The sequence below is a fragment of the Actinomadura formosensis genome, assembly GCF_050948385.1.
GTDB classification, from domain to species: domain Bacteria; phylum Actinomycetota; class Actinomycetes; order Streptosporangiales; family Streptosporangiaceae; genus Spirillospora; species Spirillospora formosensis.
Genome location: NZ_CP192011.1, coordinates 2,864,974 through 2,889,138, shown reverse-complemented (window position 1 = coordinate 2,889,138; position 24,165 = coordinate 2,864,974). Strand labels below are relative to the sequence as shown.

General features: G+C 70.7%; 21 protein-coding genes and 1 tRNA gene. 3 read left to right on the top strand and 19 right to left on the bottom strand.

Features of this window, described 5'->3' with window-relative positions; all coding sequences use genetic code 11:
- Positions 1 to 27 precede the first annotated feature (27 nt).
- Positions 28 to 426, top strand: coding sequence for a S26 family signal peptidase (locus tag ACQP1N_RS13665; protein WP_067806057.1), 399 nt, complete (start codon positions 28 to 30; stop codon positions 424 to 426).
- On the opposite strand, the gene ACQP1N_RS13660 is transcribed toward ACQP1N_RS13665, so the two are convergent.
- The 9 genes from ACQP1N_RS13660 to ACQP1N_RS13620 all read right to left on the bottom strand — a co-directional run bounded on the left by ACQP1N_RS13660 (position 376) and on the right by ACQP1N_RS13620 (position 9,465).
- Positions 376 to 2,250, bottom strand: a complete 1,875-nt coding sequence (locus ACQP1N_RS13660) for an ABC transporter ATP-binding protein (protein ID WP_067806053.1) — start codon at positions 2,248 to 2,250, stop codon at positions 376 to 378. The two genes, ACQP1N_RS13665 and ACQP1N_RS13660, sit on opposite strands and share 51 nt — an antisense overlap.
- Before the next feature lies 1 nt (position 2,251).
- Positions 2,252 to 2,779 carry a TlpA family protein disulfide reductase gene (locus tag ACQP1N_RS13655; protein WP_067806050.1) on the bottom strand — a complete coding sequence of 176 codons (528 nt, stop codon included), beginning with the start codon at positions 2,777 to 2,779 and terminating at the stop codon, positions 2,252 to 2,254.
- 42 nt (positions 2,780 to 2,821) lie between these two features.
- Positions 2,822 to 3,358: a MauE/DoxX family redox-associated membrane protein gene (locus ACQP1N_RS13650; protein WP_131732475.1), complete on the bottom strand. Its 537-nt coding sequence runs from the start codon at positions 3,356 to 3,358 to the stop codon at positions 2,822 to 2,824.
- A gap of 325 nt (positions 3,359 to 3,683) precedes the next feature.
- Positions 3,684 to 4,490, bottom strand: a complete 807-nt coding sequence (locus tag ACQP1N_RS13645) for an ABC transporter ATP-binding protein (RefSeq protein ID WP_433231612.1) — start codon at positions 4,488 to 4,490, stop codon at positions 3,684 to 3,686.
- Positions 4,480 to 5,271, bottom strand: coding sequence for an ABC transporter ATP-binding protein (locus tag ACQP1N_RS13640; protein WP_433231609.1), 792 nt, complete (start codon positions 5,269 to 5,271; stop codon positions 4,480 to 4,482). The genes ACQP1N_RS13645 and ACQP1N_RS13640 overlap by 11 nt, the downstream gene beginning before the upstream one ends.
- Positions 5,268 to 6,416, bottom strand: a complete 1,149-nt coding sequence (locus tag ACQP1N_RS13635; RefSeq protein WP_067806043.1) for a branched-chain amino acid ABC transporter permease — start codon at positions 6,414 to 6,416, stop codon at positions 5,268 to 5,270. Before ACQP1N_RS13635 ends, ACQP1N_RS13640 begins: the two co-directional genes overlap by 4 nt.
- Complete coding sequence (locus tag ACQP1N_RS13630) at positions 6,413 to 7,378, bottom strand: branched-chain amino acid ABC transporter permease (protein WP_067806040.1); 966 nt, start codon at positions 7,376 to 7,378, stop codon at positions 6,413 to 6,415. Before ACQP1N_RS13630 ends, ACQP1N_RS13635 begins: the two co-directional genes overlap by 4 nt.
- A 91-nt stretch (positions 7,379 to 7,469) precedes the next feature.
- Positions 7,470 to 8,645, bottom strand: a complete 1,176-nt coding sequence (locus tag ACQP1N_RS13625) for a branched-chain amino acid ABC transporter substrate-binding protein (protein ID WP_207393983.1) — start codon at positions 8,643 to 8,645, stop codon at positions 7,470 to 7,472.
- 283 nt (positions 8,646 to 8,928) lie between these two features.
- The gene (locus tag ACQP1N_RS13620; protein ID WP_242608690.1) at positions 8,929 to 9,465 is read right to left on the bottom strand and encodes an ANTAR domain-containing protein; all 537 of its coding nucleotides are present in this window, start codon (positions 9,463 to 9,465) and stop codon (positions 8,929 to 8,931) included.
- Positions 9,466 to 9,622: 157 nt separating this feature from the next.
- Between ACQP1N_RS13620 and ACQP1N_RS13615 the strand changes: the two genes are divergently transcribed.
- Positions 9,623 to 9,705 (top strand) — tRNA-Leu (locus ACQP1N_RS13615).
- Between the two features lie 103 nt (positions 9,706 to 9,808).
- Here the strand turns inward: ACQP1N_RS13615 and pyk are convergent.
- Together pyk and ACQP1N_RS13605 are read right to left on the bottom strand one after the other, a co-directional pair.
- On the bottom strand, positions 9,809 to 11,239 hold the full coding sequence (gene pyk, locus ACQP1N_RS13610; RefSeq protein ID WP_131732476.1) for a pyruvate kinase: 1,431 nt from the start codon (positions 11,237 to 11,239) through the stop codon (positions 9,809 to 9,811).
- A 106-nt stretch (positions 11,240 to 11,345) separates the two neighbouring features.
- On the bottom strand, positions 11,346 to 11,900 hold the full coding sequence (locus ACQP1N_RS13605; protein ID WP_067806579.1) for a type 1 glutamine amidotransferase domain-containing protein: 555 nt from the start codon (positions 11,898 to 11,900) through the stop codon (positions 11,346 to 11,348).
- 66 nt (positions 11,901 to 11,966) lie between these two features.
- On the opposite strand from ACQP1N_RS13605, the gene ACQP1N_RS13600 reads away from it, so the two are divergent.
- Positions 11,967 to 12,662, top strand: a complete 696-nt coding sequence (locus ACQP1N_RS13600) for a DUF6597 domain-containing transcriptional factor (protein ID WP_067806583.1) — start codon at positions 11,967 to 11,969, stop codon at positions 12,660 to 12,662.
- Here ACQP1N_RS13600 and ACQP1N_RS13595 read toward each other — a convergent pair.
- The 8 genes from ACQP1N_RS13595 to ACQP1N_RS13560 form a co-directional block, all read right to left on the bottom strand.
- Positions 12,652 to 13,512 carry a hypothetical protein gene (locus ACQP1N_RS13595; protein WP_067806586.1) on the bottom strand — a complete coding sequence of 287 codons (861 nt, stop codon included), beginning with the start codon at positions 13,510 to 13,512 and terminating at the stop codon, positions 12,652 to 12,654. The genes ACQP1N_RS13600 and ACQP1N_RS13595 overlap by 11 nt on opposite strands.
- Before the next feature lie 506 nt (positions 13,513 to 14,018).
- A complete protein-coding gene (locus ACQP1N_RS13590; RefSeq protein ID WP_433231601.1) occupies positions 14,019 to 14,471 on the bottom strand; it encodes a VOC family protein in 453 nt (150 codons plus the stop codon).
- A gap of 26 nt (positions 14,472 to 14,497) precedes the next feature.
- Complete coding sequence (locus ACQP1N_RS13585; RefSeq protein WP_433231599.1) at positions 14,498 to 14,974, bottom strand: helix-turn-helix transcriptional regulator; 477 nt, start codon at positions 14,972 to 14,974, stop codon at positions 14,498 to 14,500.
- A 72-nt stretch (positions 14,975 to 15,046) separates the two neighbouring features.
- On the bottom strand, positions 15,047 to 16,510 hold the full coding sequence (locus tag ACQP1N_RS13580; RefSeq protein ID WP_433231596.1) for a glutamate synthase subunit beta: 1,464 nt from the start codon (positions 16,508 to 16,510) through the stop codon (positions 15,047 to 15,049).
- A gap of 16 nt (positions 16,511 to 16,526) precedes the next feature.
- Positions 16,527 to 21,098, bottom strand: coding sequence for a glutamate synthase large subunit (gene gltB / locus ACQP1N_RS13575; RefSeq protein WP_433231593.1), 4,572 nt, complete (start codon positions 21,096 to 21,098; stop codon positions 16,527 to 16,529).
- A 301-nt stretch (positions 21,099 to 21,399) separates the two neighbouring features.
- On the bottom strand, positions 21,400 to 22,515 hold the full coding sequence (locus ACQP1N_RS13570) for a hypothetical protein (RefSeq protein WP_433231590.1): 1,116 nt from the start codon (positions 22,513 to 22,515) through the stop codon (positions 21,400 to 21,402).
- Between the two features lie 52 nt (positions 22,516 to 22,567).
- Positions 22,568 to 23,356 (bottom strand): hypothetical protein, encoded by a 789-nt coding sequence (locus tag ACQP1N_RS13565; RefSeq protein ID WP_067795690.1) that lies wholly within the window; start codon positions 23,354 to 23,356, stop codon positions 22,568 to 22,570.
- Positions 23,357 to 23,424: 68 nt separating this feature from the next.
- A complete protein-coding gene (locus tag ACQP1N_RS13560; protein ID WP_242608914.1) occupies positions 23,425 to 24,162 on the bottom strand; it encodes a VIT1/CCC1 transporter family protein in 738 nt (245 codons plus the stop codon).
- Positions 24,163 to 24,165: the final 3 nt, after the last annotated feature.

Below are 24,165 nucleotides of genomic sequence, written 5' to 3'. Positions count from 1 at the left end.
GGGCGGGCGGCCATGACGGTGGTAACGGTGTCCGGCGACAGCATGGCACCGGCCCTTCATGACGGCGACCGCGTCCTCGTGAAGCGCCTCCCCTGCCGGCATGTCCGGAACGGTGACGTCGTCGTGGTGGAGTCCCCGACCACGGTCGTTCAGGGGGAACTCGCCGAGCCGCACTGGTCCACGTCCCCTCCGCCCGGCCCGCCGGACCCGCCCGGCACCAGGAACTGGATCATCAAGAGGGTCTCCGCGACCGCCGGGGACGAGATGCCGTCCTGCGATCCGGGCCTCGCCGAGAAGCCGGCGGTGCCTCCCGGTCATCTCTTCGTTCTCGGTGACAATCCGGCCGCGAGCTTCGACTCCCGTCACTTCGGCCCGCTACCGGGAAGCCGTATGCTCGGGGTCGTCGTCCGCAAACTGCATCTCTGACTCGGCGGCATCCCGGTAACCGGAAGCCTGGAGCCCGAAGAGTTCCGCGTACCTGCCATCGAGCCTCATCAGCGCCTGGTGGTCACCGCGCTCCACCACTCTTCCCTCCGACAGCACCACGATGGCGTCCGCGTCCCGGACGGTGCTGAGCCGGTGGGAGATGAGCACACTCGTCCGGTCGGCACGGTGCCGGCGGATCGATGCGTGAATATCGTGCTCCGCTTCCGCGTCGAGTCCGGACGAGGGCTCGTCGAGGATCATGAAATCGCATCCGTCCCGGACGAAGGCCCGGGCGAGCGCCAGCCGCTGCCACTGCCCGCCGGAAAGCTCGACACCGTTCTCAAGGTCGCCCTTCTCCGACTCCATGAAGAACATTCGCGACAGCAGCGTCTGGTAACCGCGGGGCAGCCCGGCAAGTTTCGCGTGAATGCCGGCGCGTTCGGCGGCCCGCCGGATACGCTCCCCGTCGTCCAGGGCTTCGAGGTCACCGAGCGCGATGTTCTCCGCCGCGGTGAAGTCATAGTTCATGTAGTCCTGAAACACGACGCTGATTCGCCGCCGGAGATCGGCGACCTCCATGTCGCGCAGGTCGACACCGTCCCAATGGATCGATCCGCTGGTCGGATCGTAGAGCCTGCACAGCAGCTTCACCAGGGTCGATTTCCCGGCCCCGTTCAGCCCGACCAGGGCGACGGACGCGCCCGCGGGAATGAAGAGATCGACCCCCCGCAGCACCCAGGGGTGATCCGGCGAATAGCGGAACCATACGTCGCGCAACTCTATGCCGCGGCTCAACCGCGGCACGCGGTCCGGTCGCGGGGCCACCGGCAGGTCCGGCTCGGCGGTGGTCACGGCGACGAAATGCCGGAGCAGGAGCAGAGCCTCATGGGAGCGGGCGACGTCCCCGGCGAGCACGCCGAGCGCGCTCTGCACCCCGGCCACCCCGGTTATGAAGATCATCACATCGCCGGCGGCGATCCGGCCGTTCCCCGCCTCGCCGATGATCCACAGGAGGCCGAGGCCCGCCACGGCGGCGGCCAGAACGCCCAGTCCCGTCTGGACGAGCAGTTCCCGGCGGTCCACCGCGCGCTTGGCGGCGTTCGCCGTGCGCCGCTCCCCCAGCATGCGGTTCTTCAGGAACCCGCCGATGCCGAACAGCCGGATCTCCTTCGCGGCCTCAAGGCTGGTCAAGAGCTCGCTGTAGAAGATTTCGCGCCGCTCGGCCGGGCCGATCTCCCAGAGCATCCCAGCACGTTTACGAGACAGTACGAGCTCGGCGACCAGCGTCGGCACGCCGGCGGCCAGGACGAGAGCGGCCAGCATGGGGCTGATCACGGACAGGGACACGAGGAAACCGATAATGGTGATGGAAACCCTGGTGAGGCTCAGAATGCCGTCGACGACCTGGCTCGGCGCGATCCCCCCGGTCTGCTGCGCCAGCCGAAGATGATCCAGGAAGTGCGGATTCTCGAAACGCGCCAGCCCGGTAAAGCGCTCGACCGCCGAGAACAGCCGGTTCTGGACGAGGCATCCGACCGAACGATCCATTTCCGCACGGAGATACTGGGTCGTCTGGGGCGTCAACGTGATGACCAGCCCGGTCACGGCCATCCCGGCGGCGATGGCGGTCAGCCCGGTCATCGGAGCGTGTCCGGCCAGGCCGTCGACGACCATCTTGAGCAGCCATGCGTTCAGCACGGGAACCGCGCCGCCGACCAGGGCCATCGCCACGTAGAGGACGAACGGTCCCGGACTCGCCCGCGCGGCGAGCGAGAAGGCCAGCCGGGCACGGGAGATCATGGTGCGAAAGCCCGTGGCCCGCATGTCAGCTGATCCCGACCTGCGCGGTTTCCACCACCAGCCGGTCATGATGGTCCCGGGTGACCGTCAGCATGGCCGGAAAAGCGCTGGTCCCGAACGCTTTGCTCACGGGCCCGTCGTACCTCTCGACGATGACCCGGGCGGCCGGGTTCAGTTCGTCGACGAACTCGCCGGCCTCATCGTGGTCGTCGACGATGACGGCCAGAACCTGCCCGCGGCCGCCCGGCCGCATCCGGCTCAGCTCCAGGAAACGCGGAATCTTCTCCTTGCACGACTCGCAGCTCGGCGAGAAGAAGCCCACCATCGTCTTGTCGGAGATCTCCGCTCGGCTCAGTTCCTCACCGTCCACCGTGCGGGCGTTGAAGTCGCCCACCGCGTCCCCCGCGGCGATCATGGCCGGAGCGCCGGGCAGAGGATTGCCGGCGAGCATCTCCGCGTGCACCCGGAGCCGTCTGATGACCCCGTACAGCAGGATCAGATTGAGGCAGCAGAGGAGCCCCACCAACACGGTCGCGGCGATGAGGAACGCCATGGATTCTCCCTTCGGTGCGCACAGTGGGTTCGCCGGTGAGCACTAGCGAGTCCGCGGCGGCAGCCGGAACAGCTCCACCAGGTCGTCCGACATGATGATGACCGCGCTCATGAGCAGCCCGGCGCACACCGAGATCACGACGCCGCCCGCGGCCGGCCGGTGCAGGGCGGGGGTCAGCGTGATCCCGGTCGCGGCGATGACGATGATGACCAGATTGCGGACAAGATGGTGAACGCCCGGCGGGGTCTTCGACGAGCCGAAACACCGGCAGCCGGCGATCCCCTTCTTCCGTACCGCCGGGATGATGGCGAACGTGAACGCCAGCACGATTCCCAGCGCGGCGACGCATCCGCTTCGCACGGCCGTTCCGCTGGGCATGGCGATCAGCACGAAAACGCCGCCCTCGACACATAACACAAGGACGGCGGTCGCCCGATGGGAGAAGGCCGGAAAGGGTGAGAGCTCAGCCACCGAAGCCTCAAAAGCCGTGAACGCCGCTCGCCCGCTGACCTTGCTCGCGAAGGAGACCAGGAAGATGGCCGCGAGAAAGCACCGGACGCCTATCGCCAGATATTGCATCAACCACTCTCCGACTGGACGAGCCCCGGGAGCAGGGGCCGGTGAGGGACACCCCTCACAATCATCGAACCGTTGGTGATCAGCACGGCATTGGGCAATGACAGTACCAGTTAGAAGCTGATTCAACCAGCTTGACTTTTACGCGGCGGGCATCAACGCCTCATTTCATCCGGCCAGGGCGCCATATCCCGCGGCTGCCTGACGGTAGGCGAAGGCCAGGCCGGAACACGGTGGCAATGCGCGATCGAGGGCGCGTCCCCGGCAAAAGGCGCGCCCGCCGGGCCCGGACGAGTCCGGACCCGGCGGGCGCGCTCGGGAAAGGGCGTTACCGCGAGGTGCCCTCACCGCCTCCGCCTGCCTGACCGCCGTCCCCGGCCTCGGGTTCGGCCTCGGGTTCGGCCTCGGGTTCGGGTTCGGCGTCCGGCGCCGCCCCGCCGCCCAGGTAGGCGGCGCGGACCTGCGGGTCGTCCAGCAGCTCGCCCGCCGGCGCCGACTTCACCACCCGGCCCGTCTCCAGGACGTACGCGCGGTTCGCGATCTGCAGCGCCTGCTGGGCGTTCTGCTCCACCAGCAGCACCGTGGTGCCGCGCCGGTTGATCTCCTCGATGATCGAGAAGATCTGCTGGACCAGCATCGGCGCGAGGCCCATCGACGGCTCGTCGAGCAGCAGGACCTTCGGCTTGGCCATCAGCGCCCGCCCGATCGCGAGCATCTGCTGCTCGCCGCCGGACATCGTGCCGCCCGTCTGCGACCTGCGCTCGGCCAGCCGCGGGAACAGCTCGTACGCCTCCGCCAGCTCCTTGGACACATCGTCCCTGCGGGCGTACGCGCCCATCAGGAGGTTCTCCTCCACGGTCATGCCGGGGAAGATCCCGCGTCCTTCCGGCGCCTGCCCGATCCCGGCCGACACCCGCTTGTGGCCCGGCATCCTGCTGATGTCCCGGCCGTCGAAGCGGATCGCGCCGGACGTCAGGTTCCGCAGCCCGGAGATCGTCTTCAGCGTGGTCGTCTTCCCGGCGCCGTTCGCGCCGATCAGCGTCACGATCTCGCCCTGGTCCACCGACACCGTGATGCCCTTGAGCGCCGCGATCTTTCCGTAGTGGACGTGGATGTCCTCGATCTCAAGAAGCATCGGCCGGAGCCCCCAGATACGCCTCGATCACCCGCGGGTCGTTCTGCACCTCGGCCGGCAGGCCGTCGGCGATCTTCTGCCCGAAGTCCAGCACCGCGACCCGGTCGCTGATCCCCATCACCAGGCTCATGTCGTGCTCGATGAGCAGGACCGTCACCCCGGTGTCGCGGATCCTGCGGATCAGGTCCTGCAGCGCGACCTTCTCCGCCGGGTTCATGCCCGCCGCCGGCTCGTCCAGCAGCAGCAGCTTCGGTTCCGTGGCCAGCGCCCGCGCGATCTCCAGCCGCCGCTGGTCGCCGTACGGCAGGTTCTTCGCGGCCTCCTCGGCCCGGTGCGCGACCCCCACCAGCTCCAGCAGCTCGCGGGCCCGCTCCCGGCCCCGGCGCTCCTCGCGCCGGTGCCACGGCAGGCCGAGCGCCGCGCCGGCGAGGCCCGTGCGGTGGTGCGCGTCCGTGCCGACCAGGACGTTCTCCAGCGCGGTCATGTTGTGGAACAGCCGCACATTCTGGAACGTGCGGGCGATGCCCAGCTTCGTCACGACATAGCGCTTCTTGCCGTCGATGCGCTTGCCGTCGAACACGACCGCGCCCTCGGTCGGCCGGTAGACACCGGTGGTCACGTTGAACACCGTCGTCTTCCCGGCGCCGTTCGGGCCGATCAGGGCGAAGATCTCCCCCTCGCGGATGGTGATCTGCACCTTGTTGAGCGCCACGACGCCGCCGAACCGCATCACGACGTCGCGCAGCTCCAGGACCGGCTTGCGCTCGTCCGTCCCGCTCACTTGCCCACCTCCGCGGCCTCGGACTGACCCGGCCCGGCGACCTCGGCACCCATGCTGCCCATGCCGCCGGTGCCCTCCGCCAGTTCGGCCTTGCGCCGCCGCGACGGCCACAGCCCCTCCGGACGGAAGATCATCATCACCACCAGCGCACCACCGAAGATCAGCATCCGGTAGTCGTCCAGGAACCGGAACCGCTCCGGCAGCCAGGCCACCACGAACGCGCCCAGGATCGCGCCCGGGATGTTCCCCGAGCCGCCCAGCACCACCGCCGCCAGGATCAGCGCCGACACGAGGAAGTCGAAGTTCGCCGGCAGGATCGAGGTCTGCTTCGCGGCGAACACCACGCCGCCGCTGCCGCCGATCGCCGCGCCGATCGCGAACGCGGCCAGCTTGAACCGGAACGTCGGGACGCCCATCAGCTCGGCGGCGTCCTCGTCCTCGCGGATCGACGCCCACGCCCGGCCGACCCGGGACGCGTCCAGCCGCCGCACGAAGACGATCGCGAGGATGATGAACACGAGCAGCAGGTAGTAGTACGGCCGCGAGTCCAGCAGCCCGTACTTCAGCGGCTGCACGCCGAGGATCTCGAACTCCGAGAGCGTCGGCGGGTGCGGGATGCCCTGCACACCGCGCGGGCCGTTGACGAACGAGCTGTTGTTCGCCGTCCGCTTGACGATCTCACCGAAGCCGAGCGTCACGATCGCCAGGTAGTCGCCGCGCAGCCGCAGCGTCGGCGCGCCCAGGATGACGCCCGCCAGCGCCGAGAACAGGATCGCGAGGACGAGCGTCTCCCAGAAGCTCCAGTGGTACCGCACCGCGAAGATCGCGATGGTGTAGCCGCCGACCGCGTAGAAGGCGACATAGCCGAGGTCCAGGAGGCCCGCCATGCCGACGACGACGTTCAGGCCGAGTGCCAGCAGCACGTAGATGGCGATCTGGTCGCTGAGCATCGACGGCCAGTTGGCGCCGCTCGGCGCCATGAAGCTGCCGATCGACTCGCTCGGCAGGAAGACCGCGCCGACTATGAGCAGCGTGTAGACGATCCAGCGCTGCCATCCGGGGGCGCCGGCCCACCAGTGGCGCAGCGGGTCGAGGGACGGGCCGGAACCGAACCGGCCGCCGTTGCCGTTCTTCGTGAGGTTCATGCGCGCGCCTGCTGGAGAGACTCACCGAGGATGCCGGTGGGACGGAACATCAGGACCAGGATCAGCACGGTGAACGCGACCACGTCCCGCCACGGCGAGCCGAACAGGCTCGAACCGTACATCTCCAGCAGCCCCAGCGTGAACCCGCCGGCCAGGGCGCCGCGGATGTTGCCGATCCCGCCGAGGACCGCCGCCGTGAACGCCTTGATGCCGAGCAGGAAGCCGACGAAGTAGTTCGTCTGCTCGAAACGCAGGATGTACAGGGCCGCCGCGACGCCCGCCATGACGCCGCCGACCACGAACGTCACCGACACGACGCGGTCGATGTTGACGCCCATCAGCACGGCCGTTTCCGGGTCCTGCGCCGTGGAGCGGATGCCGCGGCCGAGCTTCGTCCGGTTCACGAACTGGTCGAGCGCGATCATCATGAGCACCGCACCGACGAAGACGATCAGTTTGTCGTTGCTGATCTGGATCGGCCCGAAGTCCACCACGTCCGTGAGCTTCTTGAAGTGCTCGTCGACGGGGAGCTTCCCGCCCTCCTTCGAAGTCCCGAACACGCGGTGCACGACCACCGTCGCGAACAGCTGCTGGATGAAGATCGACGCCCCGATGGCCGAGATCAACGCGGCCAGCCTGGACGCGCCCCTCTTCCGGAGCGGCCGGTAGGCCGTCACCTCAAGGAGCATCGCACCCCCGCCGGCGACCGCACCGGCCACCACGGCGGTCAGCACCACCACCCCCACCAGCGCGAAACCGCCGACGGCGGAGACGCCCAGCGAGCGGACCGTCCACAGGGCCGCGAAGGTGCCGACCATGAAGATGTCGGCATGCGCGAAGTTGATCAGCCTCAGCACGCCGTAGACCATCGTGTAGCCGAGCGCCAGCAACGCGTAGATCGCGCCCAGCGCCAGCCCGTCGATGGTCGACGGCCAGAATTGATTGATGAAGTCGTCGAGCACCTTTGGTCGCCTTAGTCAGAGAAGGAGCGGGAGCGCTGTAACGCTCCCGCTCCCGCGCCATCAGGGGATCTCGTCGGGGCGTTGGTGACGCCTACGAGACCTTCGCTTCGTTGCTGTTGCCGAGAAGCGGCAGCTTGTTGCCCTCGACCTGGTAGATGAAGATGTCCTGGGTGGCGAGCTCACCGTTGTCGGCGAACTTGATCTGCTTGCCGACGCCCGGGGCGGCGATGGTCTTGAGGAACTCGTTGATCTCCTCGGGCTTGGTCTTGCCCGCCTTGACGGCCTCGATGAACGCCGTCGCCGCGTCGAAGCCCTCGGTCGAGTAGATGGCGACCTCGGAGTTGAACTTCGCCTTGTAGTCGTCGGCGAACTTCTTGGCCTTCGGGTTCGTCTTGCCCTCGGGGTCGATGAGGCAGCCGCAGCTGATCAGCGTGCCCTGGGCGTTCTGCTGGCCGGTGCCCTCGATCAGGCCGGTGGCGAGCGAGCCGTCGCCCGACATCATCTTGCCCTTGTAGCCGCCCTCGCGCAGCTGCTTGAACAGCCGACCCGCGACCGAGTAGTAGCCGCCGAAGTACACCACGTCCGGCTTGAACTGGTTGACCTTGTTGACCGTGGAGGAGTAGTCGGTGCCCTTGTCGTCGACCGCGTCGTTCTGGGTCTGGGCGCCCTTCTCCTTCACCGCCTTCTCGATGGCGTCCGCGAGGCCCTTGCCGTAGTCCTGGTTGTCCGACACCAGGAAGACCTTCTTGGCCTTCGCCGAGTTCATCACGAAGTTCGCCACGCCGGCGCTCTGCGCCGCGTCGTCGGCCACCACGCGGTGCCAGTACTTCCAGCCCTTGTCACCCAGCGTGATGTTCGTCGCCGACGGCGACACGCTCGGGATCTTGGCCTCCTCCAGGATCGGGCCGACGCTCTGCGACTCGCCCGAGAACGCCGGGCCGATCAGGCCGGCGATCTTGTCGTTCTTGACCGCGCCCAGCGCCAGCGAGGTCGCCTGCTCCGGCTTGCCCTGGCTGTCGTAGGTCTTGAACTTGATCTTGACCTTGGGGTTCGTGGCGTTGTACTGCTCGATGGCCAGCAGCGCGCCCTGCTTGGGCGGGATCACCAGGCCGGAGTCCGTGCCGGTCAGGTCGCCCATGAACCCGATCGTGACCTCGTTGCCGTTGCCACCGGAGTCGCTATCGTCGCCACCACAGGCCACGGCGCTGAGCGCGAGCGCCGCGCTCACCGCCACCGCGCCGGTGATCCTCATCTTGTTGCGCCGCAAGGTGCCCAACCTTTCCATCCGGATCCGGGAGGGGATCGGGTACGAGATATGCCCCGGCGCCGGCTCCGGGCAAGGAAACCGGTCAGTCGGGGATCAGCTATGTCGTACACCGTAAGCCCGCCCCAGAACAGGACCCCCGGATCGAAGGGTTACTCGTTCGTTACTCCCCCGTGCCTAACCGATACCCGCCGTTGCCTGGGACGATTACACAGAGTAGTTATCCGTGGTCAGTCCGGGACCGCCGATTGGACCTTGACAGGGCAACCGGAGGAGGTGCCGGTCGTCAGCCCGCGGCGGGCTCGTCCCGGCCGCCCGCGGCGCCCGCGACGACGGCCTCCGCGACCGCGCGCATCGTCAGCCGGCGGTCCATCGAGGTCTTCTGGATCCACCGGAACGCCTCGGGCTCGGACCACCCGTGGGCCTCCTGCAGCAGCCCTTTCGCGCGGTCCACGACCTTGCGGGTCTCCAGCCGCTCCTGCAGCCCGGCGACCTCCGCCTCCAGCGCCCGCAGCTCGGTGTAGCGGCTCACCGCCATCTCGATGGCGGGCGCGAGGTCGGTCTTGGAGAACGGCTTGACGAGGTAGGCCATCGCGCCCGCGTCCGTCGCCCGCTGGACGAGCTCGCGCTGGGAGAACGCGGTGAGGATCACGACCGGGGCGATCCGCTCCGCCGAGATCCGCTCGGCGGCCGAGATCCCGTCCAGCACCGGCATCTTGACATCGAGGATCACCAGGTCGGGCTTCAGCTCACCGGCCAGCCGCACGGCGGTCTCGCCGTCCCCCGCCTCTCCGACGACCTCGTAGCCGTCCTCCTGAAGCATCTCCTTCAGGTCCAGCCGGATCAGGGCCTCATCTTCCGCGATCACAACTCGCCGAGCACTCTCCACGCGCACGAGCCTATCGAAACCCGCTACCCTGGTCCTGGCCGCCCCTCACCAGGGCGACTAACCGGACATAAAGGCATATGTCCATAAAAATGCCGGGATGGTGGAACGGTAGACACGAATCCCTCAAAAGGATTTGTCCGAAAGGGCGTGCGGGTTCGAATCCCGCTCCCGGTACACAAGACTCTCGTCCGCGGCAACGTCCGCCGGGAGCCGGTCACCGCGCGGGGTGCGTGTCGCGCGGGTGACCGGCGGAGTGGGCGGCCGGTGCCGGGCGGCGTCAATGCTGGATGGCGATGACGTCGCCGATGCTGTGGACGCGGAGGGCGTTCGTGGAGCCGGGGGTACCGGGAGGCGAGCCGGCCACGACCACGACCTTGTCGCCCTTCTGGCAGCGGCCGAGTTCGAGGAGAGCCTGCTCGACCTGGCCGAACATGGCGTCGGTGTGGTCGACCTGCGGGACGATGAAGGTCTCGACGCCCCACACGTGGGCGAGGCGTCCCCGCACGGCCGGGACCGACGTGAACGCCAGCAGCGGGATCGGCGAGCGGTAGCGCGACAGCCGCCGCGCGGTCTCGCCGGACATGGTGAAGGCGGCGAGGGCCTCGGCGCCGACGATCGCGCCGACCTCGGCCGCGGCGCGGGCGATGGCGCCGCCGACGGTCTCGGGCATGCGCTCCAGCGTGTGGGTGGCCTGGAGGGCGGCCCGCTCGGCGGTCTGCACGATCCGGCTCATCGTCAGCACGGACTCGATCGGATACTGGCCGACACTGGTCTCGCCCGAGAGCATGACGGCGTCGGCGCCCTCGAAGACGGCGTTGGCGACATCGGAGGTCTCGGCGCGGGTCGGCCGGGGCGCGGAGATCATGGATTCGAGCATCTGGGTCGCGACGATGACCGGGCGGGCCTTCTCCCGGCAGAGTTCGATCGCGTGCTTCTGCACGATCGGGACCTGTTCGAGCGGCAGTTCGACACCGAGATCGCCGCGCGCGACCATGATGCCGTCGAAGGCGGCGACGATCTCGGGCAGCCGCTCCACCGCCTGCGGCTTCTCGATCTTGCCGATGAGGGGGACCCGGACGCCCTCCTCCTCCATGATCTGGTAGCAGATGTCGGCGTCCGCCGGGGTGCGGACGAAGGACAGCGCCACGAGGTCGACGCCGAGGCGCAGGGCCCAGCGCAGGTCGCGCTCGTCCTTCTCGGTGAGGGCGGGGACGCTGACCGGGACGCCGGGCAGGTTGAGGCCCTTGTTGTCGGAGACCATGCCGCCGACGGTGACCGTGGTGCGGACGCGGCAGCCGTCGACGTCGACGACCTTGAGGGCGACGCGGCCGTCGTCGATGAGGACGGTGTCGCCGGGGCCGACGTCCCCCGGCAGCCCCTGGTAGGTGGTGGACACTTCGCGGCGCGTGCCGGGGACGTCTTCGGTGGTGATGGTGAACTCATCGCCGAGGGTGAGGCGTACCGGCCCGTCGGGGAAGCGCCCGATCCGGATCTTCGGGCCCTGCAGGTCGGCGAGGATGCCGACGCCGCGCCCGGTGGCGTCGGCGGCCGCCCTGATCCGGTGGTAGACCTCCTCATGGACGGCGTGGTCGCCGTGGCTCATGTTCAGGCGCGCCACGTCGATGCCGGCTTCGACAAGGGCGTGGATCTGCTCGGCACTGGAGCAGGCGGGACCGATGGTGCTGACAATCTTCGCTCGACGGGTCACGCGCACAACCGTACTTAGTTACTTGGCGGTACGAATATTCGTGCAGGATATGGTCGCCTCCGGTTCATCGATTGGTCTAGGGCAGAGGTCTAGACCATAGGGCCCTTCAGCGCTTGAACACCTCGACGGCGGCCTGGCAGAACGCCTTGAGGTCGTCGGGCTTGCGGCTGCTAACGAGGACGTTCGGCCCGTCCTCGCACACCTGTACCTCTTCGTCCACCCACGTGGCGCCCGCATTGCGCAGATCGGTCTGGACACTGGGCCAGGACGTCATGGTGCGGCCCCTCACGACGTCGGCCTCGATGAGCGTCCACGAGCCGTGGCAGATGACGGCGACGGGCTTGCCCGCGTCGAAGAAGGACCTGGCGAACGCGACCGCCTTGGGAACGGTGCGCAGGAAGTCGGGATTGGCGACACCGCCGGGCAGGAGCAGGGCGTCGAACTCGGTGGGGCCGGACACGTCCACGGTCGTGTCGATGGGGAACGTGTCCCCCTTGTCGAGGTGGTTGAACGCCTGGAGGCGGCCGGACTGGGTGGAGACCAGGCGCGGGGTGCCGCCCGCCTGCTCGACGGCCGTCCAGGGTTCGGTGAGTTCGACCTGCTCGGTGCCCTCGGGGGCGCACAGGAACGCGATGGTCTTGCCCTGGAGATCGTTCGACATGATTTCTCCTGCATTTGGTGGGTTTCATGGGCTCCTGCCCCGAGGGGCGGGTGGTATGCAGGAGGGGTGAGTCCGACCGGCTATCGCGAGTACCGGGCGCCGGGGCTGGCGTGCGCGTGGACGGCGGCGCTGCCGCCGGACGCCGAGCCGTTCGTGCAGCGCGTCGTGCCGGACGGCTGCGTCGACCTGATCTGGTCGGACGCCGGGATCCTGGTGGCGGGGCCGGACACGGGCCCCGTCCCCGCGACCGTCCGGCCGGGTGAGGCGATGGTGGCGGTGCGGTTCCGGCCGGGGACGGCGCCGCCGGTGCTGGGCGTCCCGGCGGACGCGATCCGGGACGGGCGCCTCCCCCTGCGCGAGCTGTGGGGCGCGGAGGCGGACCGGCTGGCCGGCACCGTGGCGGACGCGGGCGACCGGCGCGCGGCGCTGGTCGCGGCGGTGCTGGACCGGATGCCCCCGCCCGATCCGCTGGTGCCGGCGGTGGTCGCGGCGCTGGAGCGGGCCTCGGTGCGGGACGTGGCGGACGAACTGGGCATCGGCGAGCGGCAGCTGCGGCGGCGGTCGCTGGCGGCGTTCGGGTACGGGCCGAAGACGCTGCAGCGGGTGCTGCGGTTCCAGCGGGCGCTGGGACTGGTCCGGGCGGGCCGGACACGGGCGGACGCCGCGTACGCGGCGGGCTACGCCGACCAGGCCCATTTCGCCCACGAGGTGCGCGACCTGGCGGGTGAGCCCCTCCGGAACCTGCTGGGAGCTACGGCTTGAGCCGGCCGTACGCGCGCAGCGTCAGGAGGCGCTCGACGGTGGTGAAACCGCGCCACTCGGGCCGGGTGACGGGCGTCCAGCTGGGGAAGGCGATGTCCCAGCCGCCGTCCTCACCCTGGGCGCCGATGAGGGCGTCGAGTTCGGCGTCGATGACGTCGCCGGTGAACAGGCGGCGTCCGTATCCGTCCGGGGCGGGAGCGAAGTCGAGGGGCCCTTGGTGGTCGCTGTGCGCGGCGGCGGCGAGGGTCTCGCGGACACGGGTGAAGGCGGCCTCGGCGCGATCGCGGTCGGGCACATGGTCGAGGAAGGCCAGGACGGCCAGGACGTCGTACGCGCCGGGCTCCGTGGTGAGGTCGTCCAGGTAGCGCCGGCAGAAGCCGGTGGCGGGCCCGAGCCAGGGGTGGTCGGAGCCGGCCCGGTGGAGCATCCCGGCGAGGGTTCCGGTCGGGTTGATATGGCTGAACGGCTCGCCGGGCGCCTGCCACCAGGGGCCGTGCGGGGCGTCGCGGACGGTGGGCAGCACGAACGGCACTCCCCCGCCCGCCCCGGTGATGGACGCCAGGTAGCCGCCGGCGCGCGCCACGGCGGGGTCGCCGTCCGCGCCGGCCTCGTGCAGGAACTGGAGCGCGTGCTGGGTGGGGACGGGCTGGCTGCCTTCGCCGCGCAGGTCGGGTTCGAGGGCGTGCCCGTAGCCGCCGTCGGGGTTCTCGTAGGCCCTGAGTGCCGCAAGGACGGGCGCAGCGGGCCCGCCGCGGAAGTGGAGCGCGAACCGGTGCCGGTCGATGAGGCGGGCGTTGAGCAGCATGAACCGCTCGGCACGGGCCAGGTCGGTGGCGTGCAGGACTCTCATACCCTCGACGGTAGGCGGCCGCGTCCGGCCCGTCTTGCAGGAAACGGACGTCCTGGGCCGGGGACGCGGTGGGCCCGGCCACCCCAGCGGTGGGTGGCCGGGCCCCTGATGTCCCGCGTTGCGGGGTGCGGGAGCGCGTGGCCCACGGCGGCGTGACGGGACGGGGCCGTCCGGCCGCCGCGCGTGAACCCTGGCGGGACGGTAGCCGACCGGTTTCAAGACCACAAGGGGGCCGGGGCCGCCCGGTCGTGGCGGTTCCGCGCGGGCCGCGGAGCCGTACCCGTCCCCGACGGGCCGCCGCCCTGCTCGGCCCCGTACAGGACGCCGATCAGACCTGCCCGGGTGGGGGCGGCTCAGGCCGGTGCTCCGGGTCGGCGTCCCGGCTCGCCAGCCAGTCGCGGAGCGCGGGGACGTGGCGGGAGGCGAGATCCGCCGGGACGGCGGTCTCGACGTCGACCGCGGCGCCGTCCCGGCCCGGTGAGACCTCCGGGTTTCCCGGCCCCTCCTCAGCCGGCGGCGCCGTTCCAGGAGACCGATTCGTCGAGCTCGCCGAACGGCTGGGTGAGGCTGTACCAGCACCCGGAGTCGTCGCGGAAGACGGCCTCGATGCCGTAGGGGCGCCGCTCCGGCTTGTGGACGAACTCGACCCCCGCGGCCGACAGCCGCTCGTACTCGGCCTGGCAGTCGTCGGTGTTGAACGCGCCGGCACCGAGCACGCCCTTGGCGATGAGCGCCTTCATGGCGGCGGCCGAGTCGGGGTCCATGGTCGGCGGGCCGGGCACCATGAGGGCGAGGCTCAGGTCGGGCTGGTCCTTGGCGCCGACGGTGACCCAGCGCATGCCGCCCTCGCCGAGCGTCATGTCGTCACGGACCTCCAGGCCGAGCTTGCCGGTGAAGAACTCCAGGGCCGAGTCCTGGTCGAGCACCCAGACGGTGGCCAGCCCCAGTTTTGTGATCATGTCGTTGTCTCCTTCGTGAAGGGCGATCACGCATCACCGTAGGAGGCGGCCGGCCGGGCGGGCTTCTCGATAATTGCGCAGCCCCGGTCCGCGCGGAAACCGCCCGCCCACAGCAGCACGAAGCAGCCGGGGATCGAGGACGCGCCGGGGGTGCGGGCGTGCCGCCGGAACTCGGTCGGCGTCATCCCCGTCTGCCGCTTGAAACGGGTGCAGAACGTGCCGAGGCTGGTGAAGCCGACCAGCATGCAGATCTCGGTGACGGTCAGGTTGGCCGTGCGCAGCAGGTCCTGGGCGCGTTCGATGCGGCGGCGGGCCAGGTAGGCGCCCGGCGTCTCCCCGTAGACCTCGTTGAACAGCCGGACGAAGTGGTAGCGCGAGTACCCGGCGCGGGCCGCGACGGCGGCCACGTCGAGCGGCTCGGCCCAGTCGCGGTCCATGGTGTCGCGGGCGGCCCTCATCCGGCGCAGTGCCCCGGTGCCCGGGGTGGACGGCGCGATTCCCATGTCCCTGATGCTCGCATGGCGAAGGCCCCGGAGGCGGTCCGCCCCCGGGGCCCGTGCCGTCGCACCCGCCGATCAGGCGATCGGACGGGCCGTGGGCGGGATGGGGTAGGGCAGGTGGGTCCGGCCGGTCAGGTGGGCGTCGACGCCGTGGGCGGCGGCGCGGCCCTCGGCGATCGCCCAGACGATCAGGGACTGGCCGCGGCCCATGTCGCCCGCGACGAACACGCCGTCCACGGACGTCCGGTAGTCGCGGTCGCGGACCACGTTGCCGCGCCGGTCCAGCTCGACGCCGAGCTGCTCCAGCAGCCCTTCGCGCTGCGGGCCGACGAAGCCCATGGCCAGCGTGACCAGTTCGGCGGGGATCTCCCGCTCGGTGCCCTCGACCGGCGCGAACCCCGTCTGCGGGCCGCCGACCTCCACCAGCTTCAGCGCGCGGACGTTGCCGTCCTCGTCGCCGGTGAACTCGCTGGTGGAGACGGCGTAGACGCGTTCGCCGCCCATGCCGGCGAGCTCCTCGTGGGCGCTCTCCACCTTGAACAGCACCGGGTACGTCGGCCACGGCTGGGCGTCCGGGCGGGACTCCGGCGGCCGCGGCATGATCTCCAGCTGGGTGACGGACGCGGCGCCCTGCCGGATCGCGGTGCCGACGCAGTCGGCACCGGTGTCGCCGCCGCCGATGACGACGACGTGCTTGCCCTTCGCGGAGATCGGCGACTCCTCGTAGTCGCCCTCCTGCACCCTGTTGGCCGGCGGCAGGTACTCCATCGCCTGGTGGACGCCCTTGAGCTCACGCCCGGGGACGGGCAGGTCCCGCCACGCGGTGGCGCCGCCCGCGAGGACGACGGCGTCGTGGCGGGCGCGCAGGTCGTCCGCGGTGATGTCGACACCGACGTTCACCGAGGTCCGGAAGACGGTGCCCTCGGCGCGCATCTGGGCGAGCCGCCGGTCGAGGTGCCGCTTCTCCATCTTGAACTCGGGGATGCCGTAGCGCAGCAGGCCGCCGATCCGGTCGGCGCGCTCGTACACCGTGACGTCGTGGCCGGCGCGGGTGAGCTGCTGCGCGGCGGCGAGGCCGGCGGGCCCGGAGCCGACGACCGCGACCGTCCTGCCGGTCCTGACGGCGGGCGGCCGCGGGCGCACCCAGCCCTCCGCGAACGCCCGGTCGATGATCTCGACCTCGATCCGCTTGATCGTCACCGGCTCCTGGTTGATGCCGAGGACGCAGGCGCTCTCGCACGGGGCCGGGCACAGCCTCCCGGTGAACTCCGGGAAGTTGTTGGTGGCGTGCAGCCGCTCGGCGGCCTCGTGCCAGTCCTTGCGGTAGACGAGGTCGTTCCATTCCGGGATGAGGTTGCCGAGCGGGCAGCCCTGGTGGCAGAACGGGATGCCGCAGTCCATGCAGCGGCTCGCCTGCCGCTCCAGCCGGTCGCGGCCGAAGTCCTCGTAGACCTCGGACCAGCTCTTGATCCGCACGTCGACGGGGCGGCGCTTCGGGAGCTCCCGCCGGGCGGTCAGGAAACCCTTCGGGTCAGCCATGTCGCAAGTCCCCCTCTCAGCTCTGCGCCGCGGCCATGACGGCCTCGTCGACGTCGCGTCCCTCGGCCTCGGCCTCGGCCATGGCGCCCAGGACGCGCCGGTAGTCACGCGGCATGATCTTGGTGAAGCGGGCCGCGGCGGCGTCCCAGTCGTCCAGCAGCCGCCGGGCGACCTGCGAACCGGTCTCGGCCAGGTGCCGCTCGGTCAGCGACCGGACGACGTCCACGTCGTCGCCGTCGAGCGGTTCCAGGTCGACCATCTCGCCGTTGACCCGCTCGGGCACCAGGTCCAGGACGTAGGCGATGCCGCCGGACATGCCGGCCGCGAGGTTGCGTCCCGTCGGGCCGAGGATGACGGCCCGGCCGCCGGTCATGTACTCGCAGGCGTGGTCGCCGGTCCCCTCGACGACGGCGGTCGCGCCGGAGTTTCGGACGCAGAACCGCTCGCCGACGACCCCGCGGGCGAACAGCTCACCGGACGTGGCGCCGTACAGGATGACGTTGCCGCCGATGATCTGCTCCTCGGCCGCGAACCCGGCGTCCGCCGGGGGACGCAGCGTCAGCCGCCCGCCGGACAGGCCCTTGCCGACATAGTCGTTGGCGTCACCGATCAGCCGGAGGGTGATGCCGCGCGGCACGAACGCGCCGAACGAGTTGCCCGCCGACCCGGTGAAGGTGATGTCGATGGTGTCGTCGGGCAGCCCCTCCGCGCCCCGTCGCAGGGTCACCTTGTGGCCGAGCATGGTCCCGACCGTGCGGTTGATATTGCGGATGGGCAGTTCGAGATTCACCTGCCCGCCATGCTCGATGGCCCCCTCGGCGAGCTGGATCAGCGTGTTGTCCAGGGCCTTCTCCAGCCCGTGGTCCTGCTCGGCGGTCCGGCGCAGCGACGCGCCGCCCGGCACCTCGGGCATGTGCAGGATCGGGGTCAGGTCCAGCCCGGACGCCTTCCAGTGCTCGACGGCCGCGTGGGTGTCGAGCATCTCGACCTGCCCGATCGCCTCGTCCAGCGAGCGGAACCCGAGGGCCGCCAGGTACTCGCGGACCTCCTCGGCGACGAACTCGAAGAAGTTGACGACGAACTCCGGCTTGCCGGAGAACCGCTCGCGCAGGACGGGGTTCTGGGTGGCGACGCCGACCGGGCAGGTGTCCAGGTGGCAGACCCGCATCATGATGCAGCCCGACACCACCAGCGGCGCGGTCGCGAAGCCGTACTCCTCGGCGCCGAGCAGCGCGGCGATGACGACGTCCCGCCCGGTCTTCATCTGCCCGTCGGTCTGCACGACGATGCGGTCGCGCAGCCCGTTCAGCAGCAGCGTCTGCTGAGTTTCGGCGAGGCCCAGCTCCCAGGGCGCGCCCGCGTGCTTCAGCGAGGTCAGCGGCGAGGCGCCGGTGCCGCCGTCGTGCCCGGAGATGAGCACCACGTCGGCGTGCGCCTTCGACACCCCGGCCGCGACCGTGCCGACCCCGACCTCGGCGACGAGCTTGACGTGCACGCGCGCCGCCGGGTTGGCGTTCTTCAGGTCGTGGATGAGCTGCGCCAGGTCCTCGATCGAGTAGATGTCGTGGTGCGGCGGCGGCGAGATGAGGCCGACGCCCGGGGTGGAGTGCCGGGTCTTGGCGATCCACGGGTACACCTTGTGGCCGGGCAGCTGGCCGCCCTCGCCGGGCTTGGCGCCCTGCGCCATCTTGATCTGGATGTCGTCGGAGTTGGTGAGGTACTCCGAGGTCACGCCGAACCGGCCGGAGGCGACCTGCTTGATGGCGCTGCGCCGCAGGTCGCCGTTCTCGTCGGGGGTGAAGCGCGCCGGGTCCTCGCCGCCCTCGCCGGTGTTGGACTTGCCGCCGAGCCGGTTCATCGCGATCGCGAGGGTCTCGTGCGCCTCCGCGGAGATGGAGCCGTACGACATGGCGCCGGTGGAGAACCGCTTGACGATCTGCGATACGGGCTCGACCTCCTCGATCGGCACCGGTTCCCGCTCGCCCTCCTTGAGCCGGAACAGGCCGCGGAGCGTCATGAGCTTCTCGGCCTGCGAGTCGACCTTCGCGGTGTACTCCTTGAAGATCTCGTAGCGGCGGGTGCGGGTGGCGTGCTGCAGCTTGAACACCGTGTCCGGGTTGAACAGGTGCGGCTCGCCCTCGCGGCGCCACTGGTACTCGCCGCCGACCTCCAGCGTCCGGTGCGCCGGCTCGTTGCCGCCCGGCGGGTAGGCGCGGGCGTGCCGCTCGGCGACCTCGCGGGCCAGCACGTCGAAGCCGACGCCGCCGAGCCGGGACGTGGTGCCGGTGAAGCAGCGGGACACCACGCCCGCGCCGAGGCCGATCGCCTCGAAGATCTGCGCGCCGGTGTAGGACGCGACCGTGGACACGCCCATCTTCGACATGATCTTCAGGACGCCCTTGCCGTACGCCTTCACCAGGTTCCGGACGGCCCCGCCCGGTTCCCCGCCCTCGATGACGCCGGCGCGGACCAGGTCCTCGACGGTCTCGATCGCCAGGTACGGGTTGATCGCGGACGCGCCGTACCCGATGAGCAGCGCCATGTGGTGGCACTCGCGGGCCTCGCCCGTCTCGATCACCAGGCCGACCCTGGTGCGGGTCTTCTCCCGGATCAGGTGGTGGTGGACGGACCCGGTGAGCAGCAGCGACGGGATCGCGGCGCGGGCGGAGTCGGCGCCGCGGTCCGACAGCACGATGATGCGGGCGCCCGCGGCGATGGCCCGGCTCACCTCGGAGTTGATCTCCTCCAGGCGGGCCTCCAGGGCCTCTCCCCCGCCGGCGGCCTCGTACAGGCCGTGCACGACGTGGGCGTGCAGGTGCGGCAGCGCCCCCTCGTCGTCAATGTGGATGATCTTGGACAGCTCGTCGTTGTCCAGGATCGGGGTGGGCAGGACGAGGCGGCGGCACGAGTCCGGGCCGGGCGCGAGGAGGTTGCCCTCCGGGCCGAGCGTGGACTGCAGCGAGGTCACCAGCTCCTCGCGGATGGCGTCCAGCGGCGGGTTCGTGACCTGCGCGAACAGCTGCTTGAAGTAGTCGAACAGCAGCCGCGGGCGCTCCGAGAGCACCGCGATCGGGGTGTCGGTGCCCATCGACCCGATCGGCTCGGCACCGGTCCTGGCCATCGGCGTCAGGATGATCCGCTGCTCTTCGAGCGTGTAGCCGAACATCTGCTGCCGCTTGACGAGCGTCTCGTGGGTCGGGACCTCCCGCTCGCGCCGCGGCAGCTCCTCGAACCGGACCAGGCCCTCGTGCAGCCATTCCCCGTAGGGGTGCTCGGCCGCCAGCTCGGCCTTGACCTCGTCGTCCTCGACGATCCGCCCGGCGGCGGTGTCGACCAGGAAGATCTTGCCGGGCTGCAGCCGGCCCTTCCGGACGACCTTGCTCGCCGGGATGTCGAGCACACCGGCCTCGCTGGCCAGCACGACCAGGCCGTCATCGGTCACCCAGTACCGGCCGGGACGCAGCCCGTTGCGGTCGAGGACGGCGCCGACGACGGTGCCGTCGGTGAAGCTGACGCTGGCGGGGCCGTCCCACGCCTCCATCAGGGTGGAGTGGAACTCGTAGAACGCGCGGCGGCCGGCGTCCATCTCGGCGTGGTTCTCCCACGCCTCCGGGATCATCATCAGCACCGCGTGCGGCAGCGACCGCCCGCCGAGGTGCAGCAGTTCCAGGCACTCGTCGAACGAGGCGGTGTCGGACGCCTCGATGTCGATCACCGGGAAGATCCGGGAGATGTCACCGGGGATCAGGTCGGACTTCAGCAGCGCCTCGCGGGCCCGCATCCAGTTCCGGTTGCCCTTCACCGTGTTGATCTCGCCGTTGTGGGCGATGAACCGGTACGGGTGGGCCAGCTCCCAGGCGGGGAACGTGTTGGTCGAGAACCGCGAGTGCACCAGGGCGATCGCGCTGGTGAGGCGGCGGTCGGACAGGTCGGGGAAGAACGGCTCCAGCTGCGGGGTGGTCAGCATCCCCTTGTAGACGATCGTCCGGCTGGACAGGCTCGGGAAGTACACCCGGACGTCCTGCTCGGCGCGCTCGCGCATGCAGAACACGACGCGGTCCAGCTCCAGGCCGGTCTTGCCCGCGTGCGGGCCGCCCTCCGCGGGGGCGAGGAACAGCTGCGCGAAGTGCGGCATGACCCGGCGCGCGGCCGGGCCGGTGAAGTCGGGGTCGTGCGGGAGCTCACGCCACCCGAGGACCGACAGGCCCTCCTCGGCGCAGAGCGTCCCGATGCGGGCGACCGCGGCGGCGCGCTCGTCGCCGTCCGCGGGCAGGAAGGCGATGCCGGCCGCGTACGCGCCGGGTTCGGGGAGCGGGAAGTCGCAGACCTCGCGGAAGAGGGCGTCCGGGATCTGGATGAGGATGCCGACGCCGTCACCGTCGTCCGGCTCCGCGCCCACCGCGCCGCGGTGGTCGAGGTTCTTCAGTACGGTCAGGGCGTTCTGGACGATGTCATGGCTCTTGCGGCCGTGCATGTCCGCGACCATGCCGACGCCGCAGGCGTCGTGCTCGTTGGCCGGGTCGTACAGCCCCTGCGCATGGGGGCGGCCCTGCGTGCGGGCAGCAGGTGTGAAGGCAACAGCGGCCATCAACCCTCCCGTCGTCGTCTCGTGTCACTGCTTCGATGTCAGTGCAGTCGTGGGACGACGTTGGCCCTGCTGCGGTGGGATGACATTACATCACTGTCGGGAACATGCCCGAATACACCCGATCGCGAAACTTCTCGGTGGTGATCCCGGATGCGTCATCTCCGAGTGGTTTAGACCAGGCTAATGGTTCGCCGTGACCGGCCCGCGCACCGGCCCCCGGTGAGCATCGTCACCAAGACGCGATGTTTACCACCGGACTCCGATGACCTACCGGGAGATTCCCCGGCCGGATCGCGGGCGGCTAGTGGGACGCGCGGGCGGCCCGGCCGAGCACCGCCGGGGACTTGCCGCCCTCGATCAGCAGCGACAGGAGCGTCTCGTCCGTCTCGTCGCCCTTGCCGTCCAGGCGCGCGGCCCACGAGACGACGGCGAAATGTCCCATGGCGAGGCCGCGTGCCATGCCGAAGCCGCGTCCGAAGCCGTCCAGCGGGGCGGGCGCCTGCGGGGGCAGGACGAATCCGGCGCCGATCGTCTCCTCCAGCTTCGCGACGAACCGGTCCGCATCCGCCGACCCGTTCAGGTTGAACACCGCGACGGCCAGCGCGTAGCCGCGTCCCGTATCGGAGTAGAGCCCGCGCGCCGCCTGTGTGCAGCCGCCCCGGCGCAGCTCGGCGCCCACGGACCGGCCCCACACGGCGGCGGCGCAGTCACCGTCCAGCCGCTTGGCGCGCAGCTTCAGTTTGGCCTTCCCGCCCGGGACGGGCAGCGTCGCCGCCTCCGGCGGGAACACCTCCCCGGCCGTCAGCGGCCCCGGGTCCGCGCGGCGGGTGGTGATGCCCGCGTACGCCGAGGTCGACGGCGAACTGGAGTAGGACGCCGGCGAAGGCCCGTTCCCGGCGGGTTCACCGATCTTCGCGTCGGCGGGGTGACCGGCGGCGGGCCTGTCTCCGCCACGCGGCAGGACGCAGACGCCGAGGCCGATCAGCATGAGCACGCCGAGGACGGCCGCCGCGCCGAAGTACAGCTTCGGCCCCGGCCCGGTGGAACGCCCGGCGGGCCTGTCCGCCTTCTTCGCTTTGCGAGCCTTCTTCGCTTTGCCGGGCTTCTTCGCCTTCCCACCGCGCGGACCGGGGGGCGGAGAGGCTTCGTACGCGTCTCCGTACTGGGCGTCCCCGTACGAGGCGTCCTCGTACTGCGCGTCCCCGTACGGGGCGTCGTCATAGGGCGCGTCGTCATGCGGGGGGACGGGCGGCGGGGCGGGGCGTTCCGGTCGCGGGGACGGGCGGCGGGCCGGGGCGCCCCGGCGGGAACCGCCCGCGCGGGCCGACGGCGTCCTGCGGGGGCCGGGCTGCCGGCGGCCCGGCCGGCTCACCGGCGCGCGCCCGCGGCCGCGGCGGCGGGGTTCATCGGAGTCCACGGGCGCGCAGACTACCGCCCGCCGGCCGGTGCCGCGCCCGCGTGCGGGCCGCTCACTGCCCCGGCTTTCCGGACGCCAGTTCGAGCCGCCCGTACAGGAAGTCGGCGGCGTTCTCGATGGCGAGGCTCACATCGATCATCTCGTTGAGCGAGGCGGGCTGCCGCCCGCCGGCCCGCTCCACCCACGTGATCACGGCGTAGTGGCCGTAGGTCTTGGCGTAGGCGGCGCTGAACCCGGGCCCGAACGCGGGCACACCCGGCGCCTTCAACGGCACGACCCAGCCGGCGCCGGTCGCCGGGTCCAGGTCGCGCAGGATCTGCTTGACGCCGTCCTCGCTCGCCAGGTTGATCACGATGAACTGGCCGACGTGCTTCTTGTCGGCGCTCACGTACGCGGCGCGGACGAGCTGGCTGCAGCCGTACTTGGCGAGGTCGCCCTGCAGCCGCGCGCCCCACGTGCCGGATTTGCAGTCGGCCGCCAGCTTGGACGCGGCCAGCGTGAACGCGTACTGGCCCGACTTCACGTTCTTGGCGGAGAACGCCTCGCCCTCGGTGATCGCGCGGCCGTCGGCGGACCGGGACGCGATCTGGCCGAAGCCCTCCCCCAGGTAGTCCGGGGTGTACGCGGTCGGCACCGCCGTCTTCGGCGCCGGCTCCCCGCCCCCGCCGGTCAGCAGGACGACGGCCACGGCGGCGGCGATCAGCACGACCGCCGCGGCGGCCCCGCCGAACAGCAGTTTTGGACTGGGGAGCTTGCGGCCGGGCTTGTCATCCGGCCAGAAGTCCCGCCCGCGGCCCTTCTGCGCGGCCTCGGCGGAATCTGTGTCACGAGCCTCGATCACGCCCCGGAGCTTAGCGGTCCGGATGCCTTCGCGTGACCGAAAGGGCGCTTCATCCGTATTCGTATGAGCTACAACCCGTTAGTGCCGATCAGCGCGCCGACGGCGTAGGTGATGCCCGCGGCGGCGGCGCCGAACAGCAGCTGCCGCGTCCCGCCGAACCACCAGGGCCGGGCGGTGATCTGCGACACCAGCGCACCGGCACCGAACAGGCCGAGCGCCGAGATGATCGCCGCGGGCCACAGCGAGGTGGCGCCCAGCAGGTACGGCAGCACCGGCAGGACCGCGCCGATCGCGAACGACAGGAACGACGAGCCCGCCGCCAGCACCGGCGACGGCAGGTCGCCGGGCGCCACCCCGAGTTCCTCCCGGGTGTGCACCTCCAGCGCCTCGTCGGGGTCGCGGGACAGCTGCCGGGCGACCTCCGCGGCGGTCTCCGGGTCCACGCCGCGCGCCTCGAAGACCTCGGCCAGCTCGCGTTCCTCGGCGGCCGGATGGCGGGCGAGCTCCAGCCGCTCCACCTCGATCTCCGCCTCCGCCAGCTCCGACTGGGAGGCGACCGAGATGTACTCCCCCGCCGCCATCGAGAACGCGCCCGCCGCCAGGCCCGCGAGACCGGCCAGCAGGACGACCTTCTGGCTCGCCTGGCCGCCCGCGACACCCGCGATCAGCGCGAAGTTGGAGACCAGCCCGTCCATCGCGCCGAACACCGCGGGTCGCAGCCAGCCCCCCGTGACGTCGCGGTGCTGGTGGTGGTGCTCCGGTCGCACACCGGACTTCTCACCGGACATCTCGCCTGCGTCCGACACCGT

Excerpts from the sequence above, each read along its gene's own strand:
- ACQP1N_RS13660 (WP_067806053.1), bottom strand. The coding sequence starts at position 2,250 with ATGCGGGCCACGGGCTTTCGCACCATGATCTCCCGTGCCCGGCTGGCC.
- ACQP1N_RS13655 (WP_067806050.1), bottom strand. The coding sequence starts at position 2,779 with ATGGCGTTCCTCATCGCCGCGACCGTGTTGGTGGGGCTCCTCTGCTGC.
- ACQP1N_RS13650 (WP_131732475.1), bottom strand. The coding sequence starts at position 3,358 with ATGCAATATCTGGCGATAGGCGTCCGGTGCTTTCTCGCGGCCATCTTC.
- ACQP1N_RS13645 (WP_433231612.1), bottom strand. The coding sequence starts at position 4,490 with ATGCTTCTTGAGATCGAGGACATCCACGTCCACTACGGAAAGATCGCG.
- ACQP1N_RS13635 (WP_067806043.1), bottom strand. The coding sequence starts at position 6,416 with ATGAACCTCACGAAGAACGGCAACGGCGGCCGGTTCGGTTCCGGCCCG.
- ACQP1N_RS13620 (WP_242608690.1), bottom strand. The coding sequence starts at position 9,465 with ATGCTTCAGGAGGACGGCTACGAGGTCGTCGGAGAGGCGGGGGACGGC.
- ACQP1N_RS13605 (WP_067806579.1), bottom strand. The coding sequence starts at position 11,900 with ATGTCGAACGATCTCCAGGGCAAGACCATCGCGTTCCTGTGCGCCCCC.
- ACQP1N_RS13595 (WP_067806586.1), bottom strand. The coding sequence starts at position 13,512 with ATGAGAGTCCTGCACGCCACCGACCTGGCCCGTGCCGAGCGGTTCATG.
- ACQP1N_RS13590 (WP_433231601.1), bottom strand. The coding sequence starts at position 14,471 with ATGATCACAAAACTGGGGCTGGCCACCGTCTGGGTGCTCGACCAGGAC.
- ACQP1N_RS13585 (WP_433231599.1), bottom strand. The coding sequence starts at position 14,974 with ATGGGAATCGCGCCGTCCACCCCGGGCACCGGGGCACTGCGCCGGATG.
- ACQP1N_RS13580 (WP_433231596.1), bottom strand. The coding sequence starts at position 16,510 with ATGGCTGACCCGAAGGGTTTCCTGACCGCCCGGCGGGAGCTCCCGAAG.
- gltB (WP_433231593.1), bottom strand. The coding sequence starts at position 21,098 with ATGGCCGCTGTTGCCTTCACACCTGCTGCCCGCACGCAGGGCCGCCCC.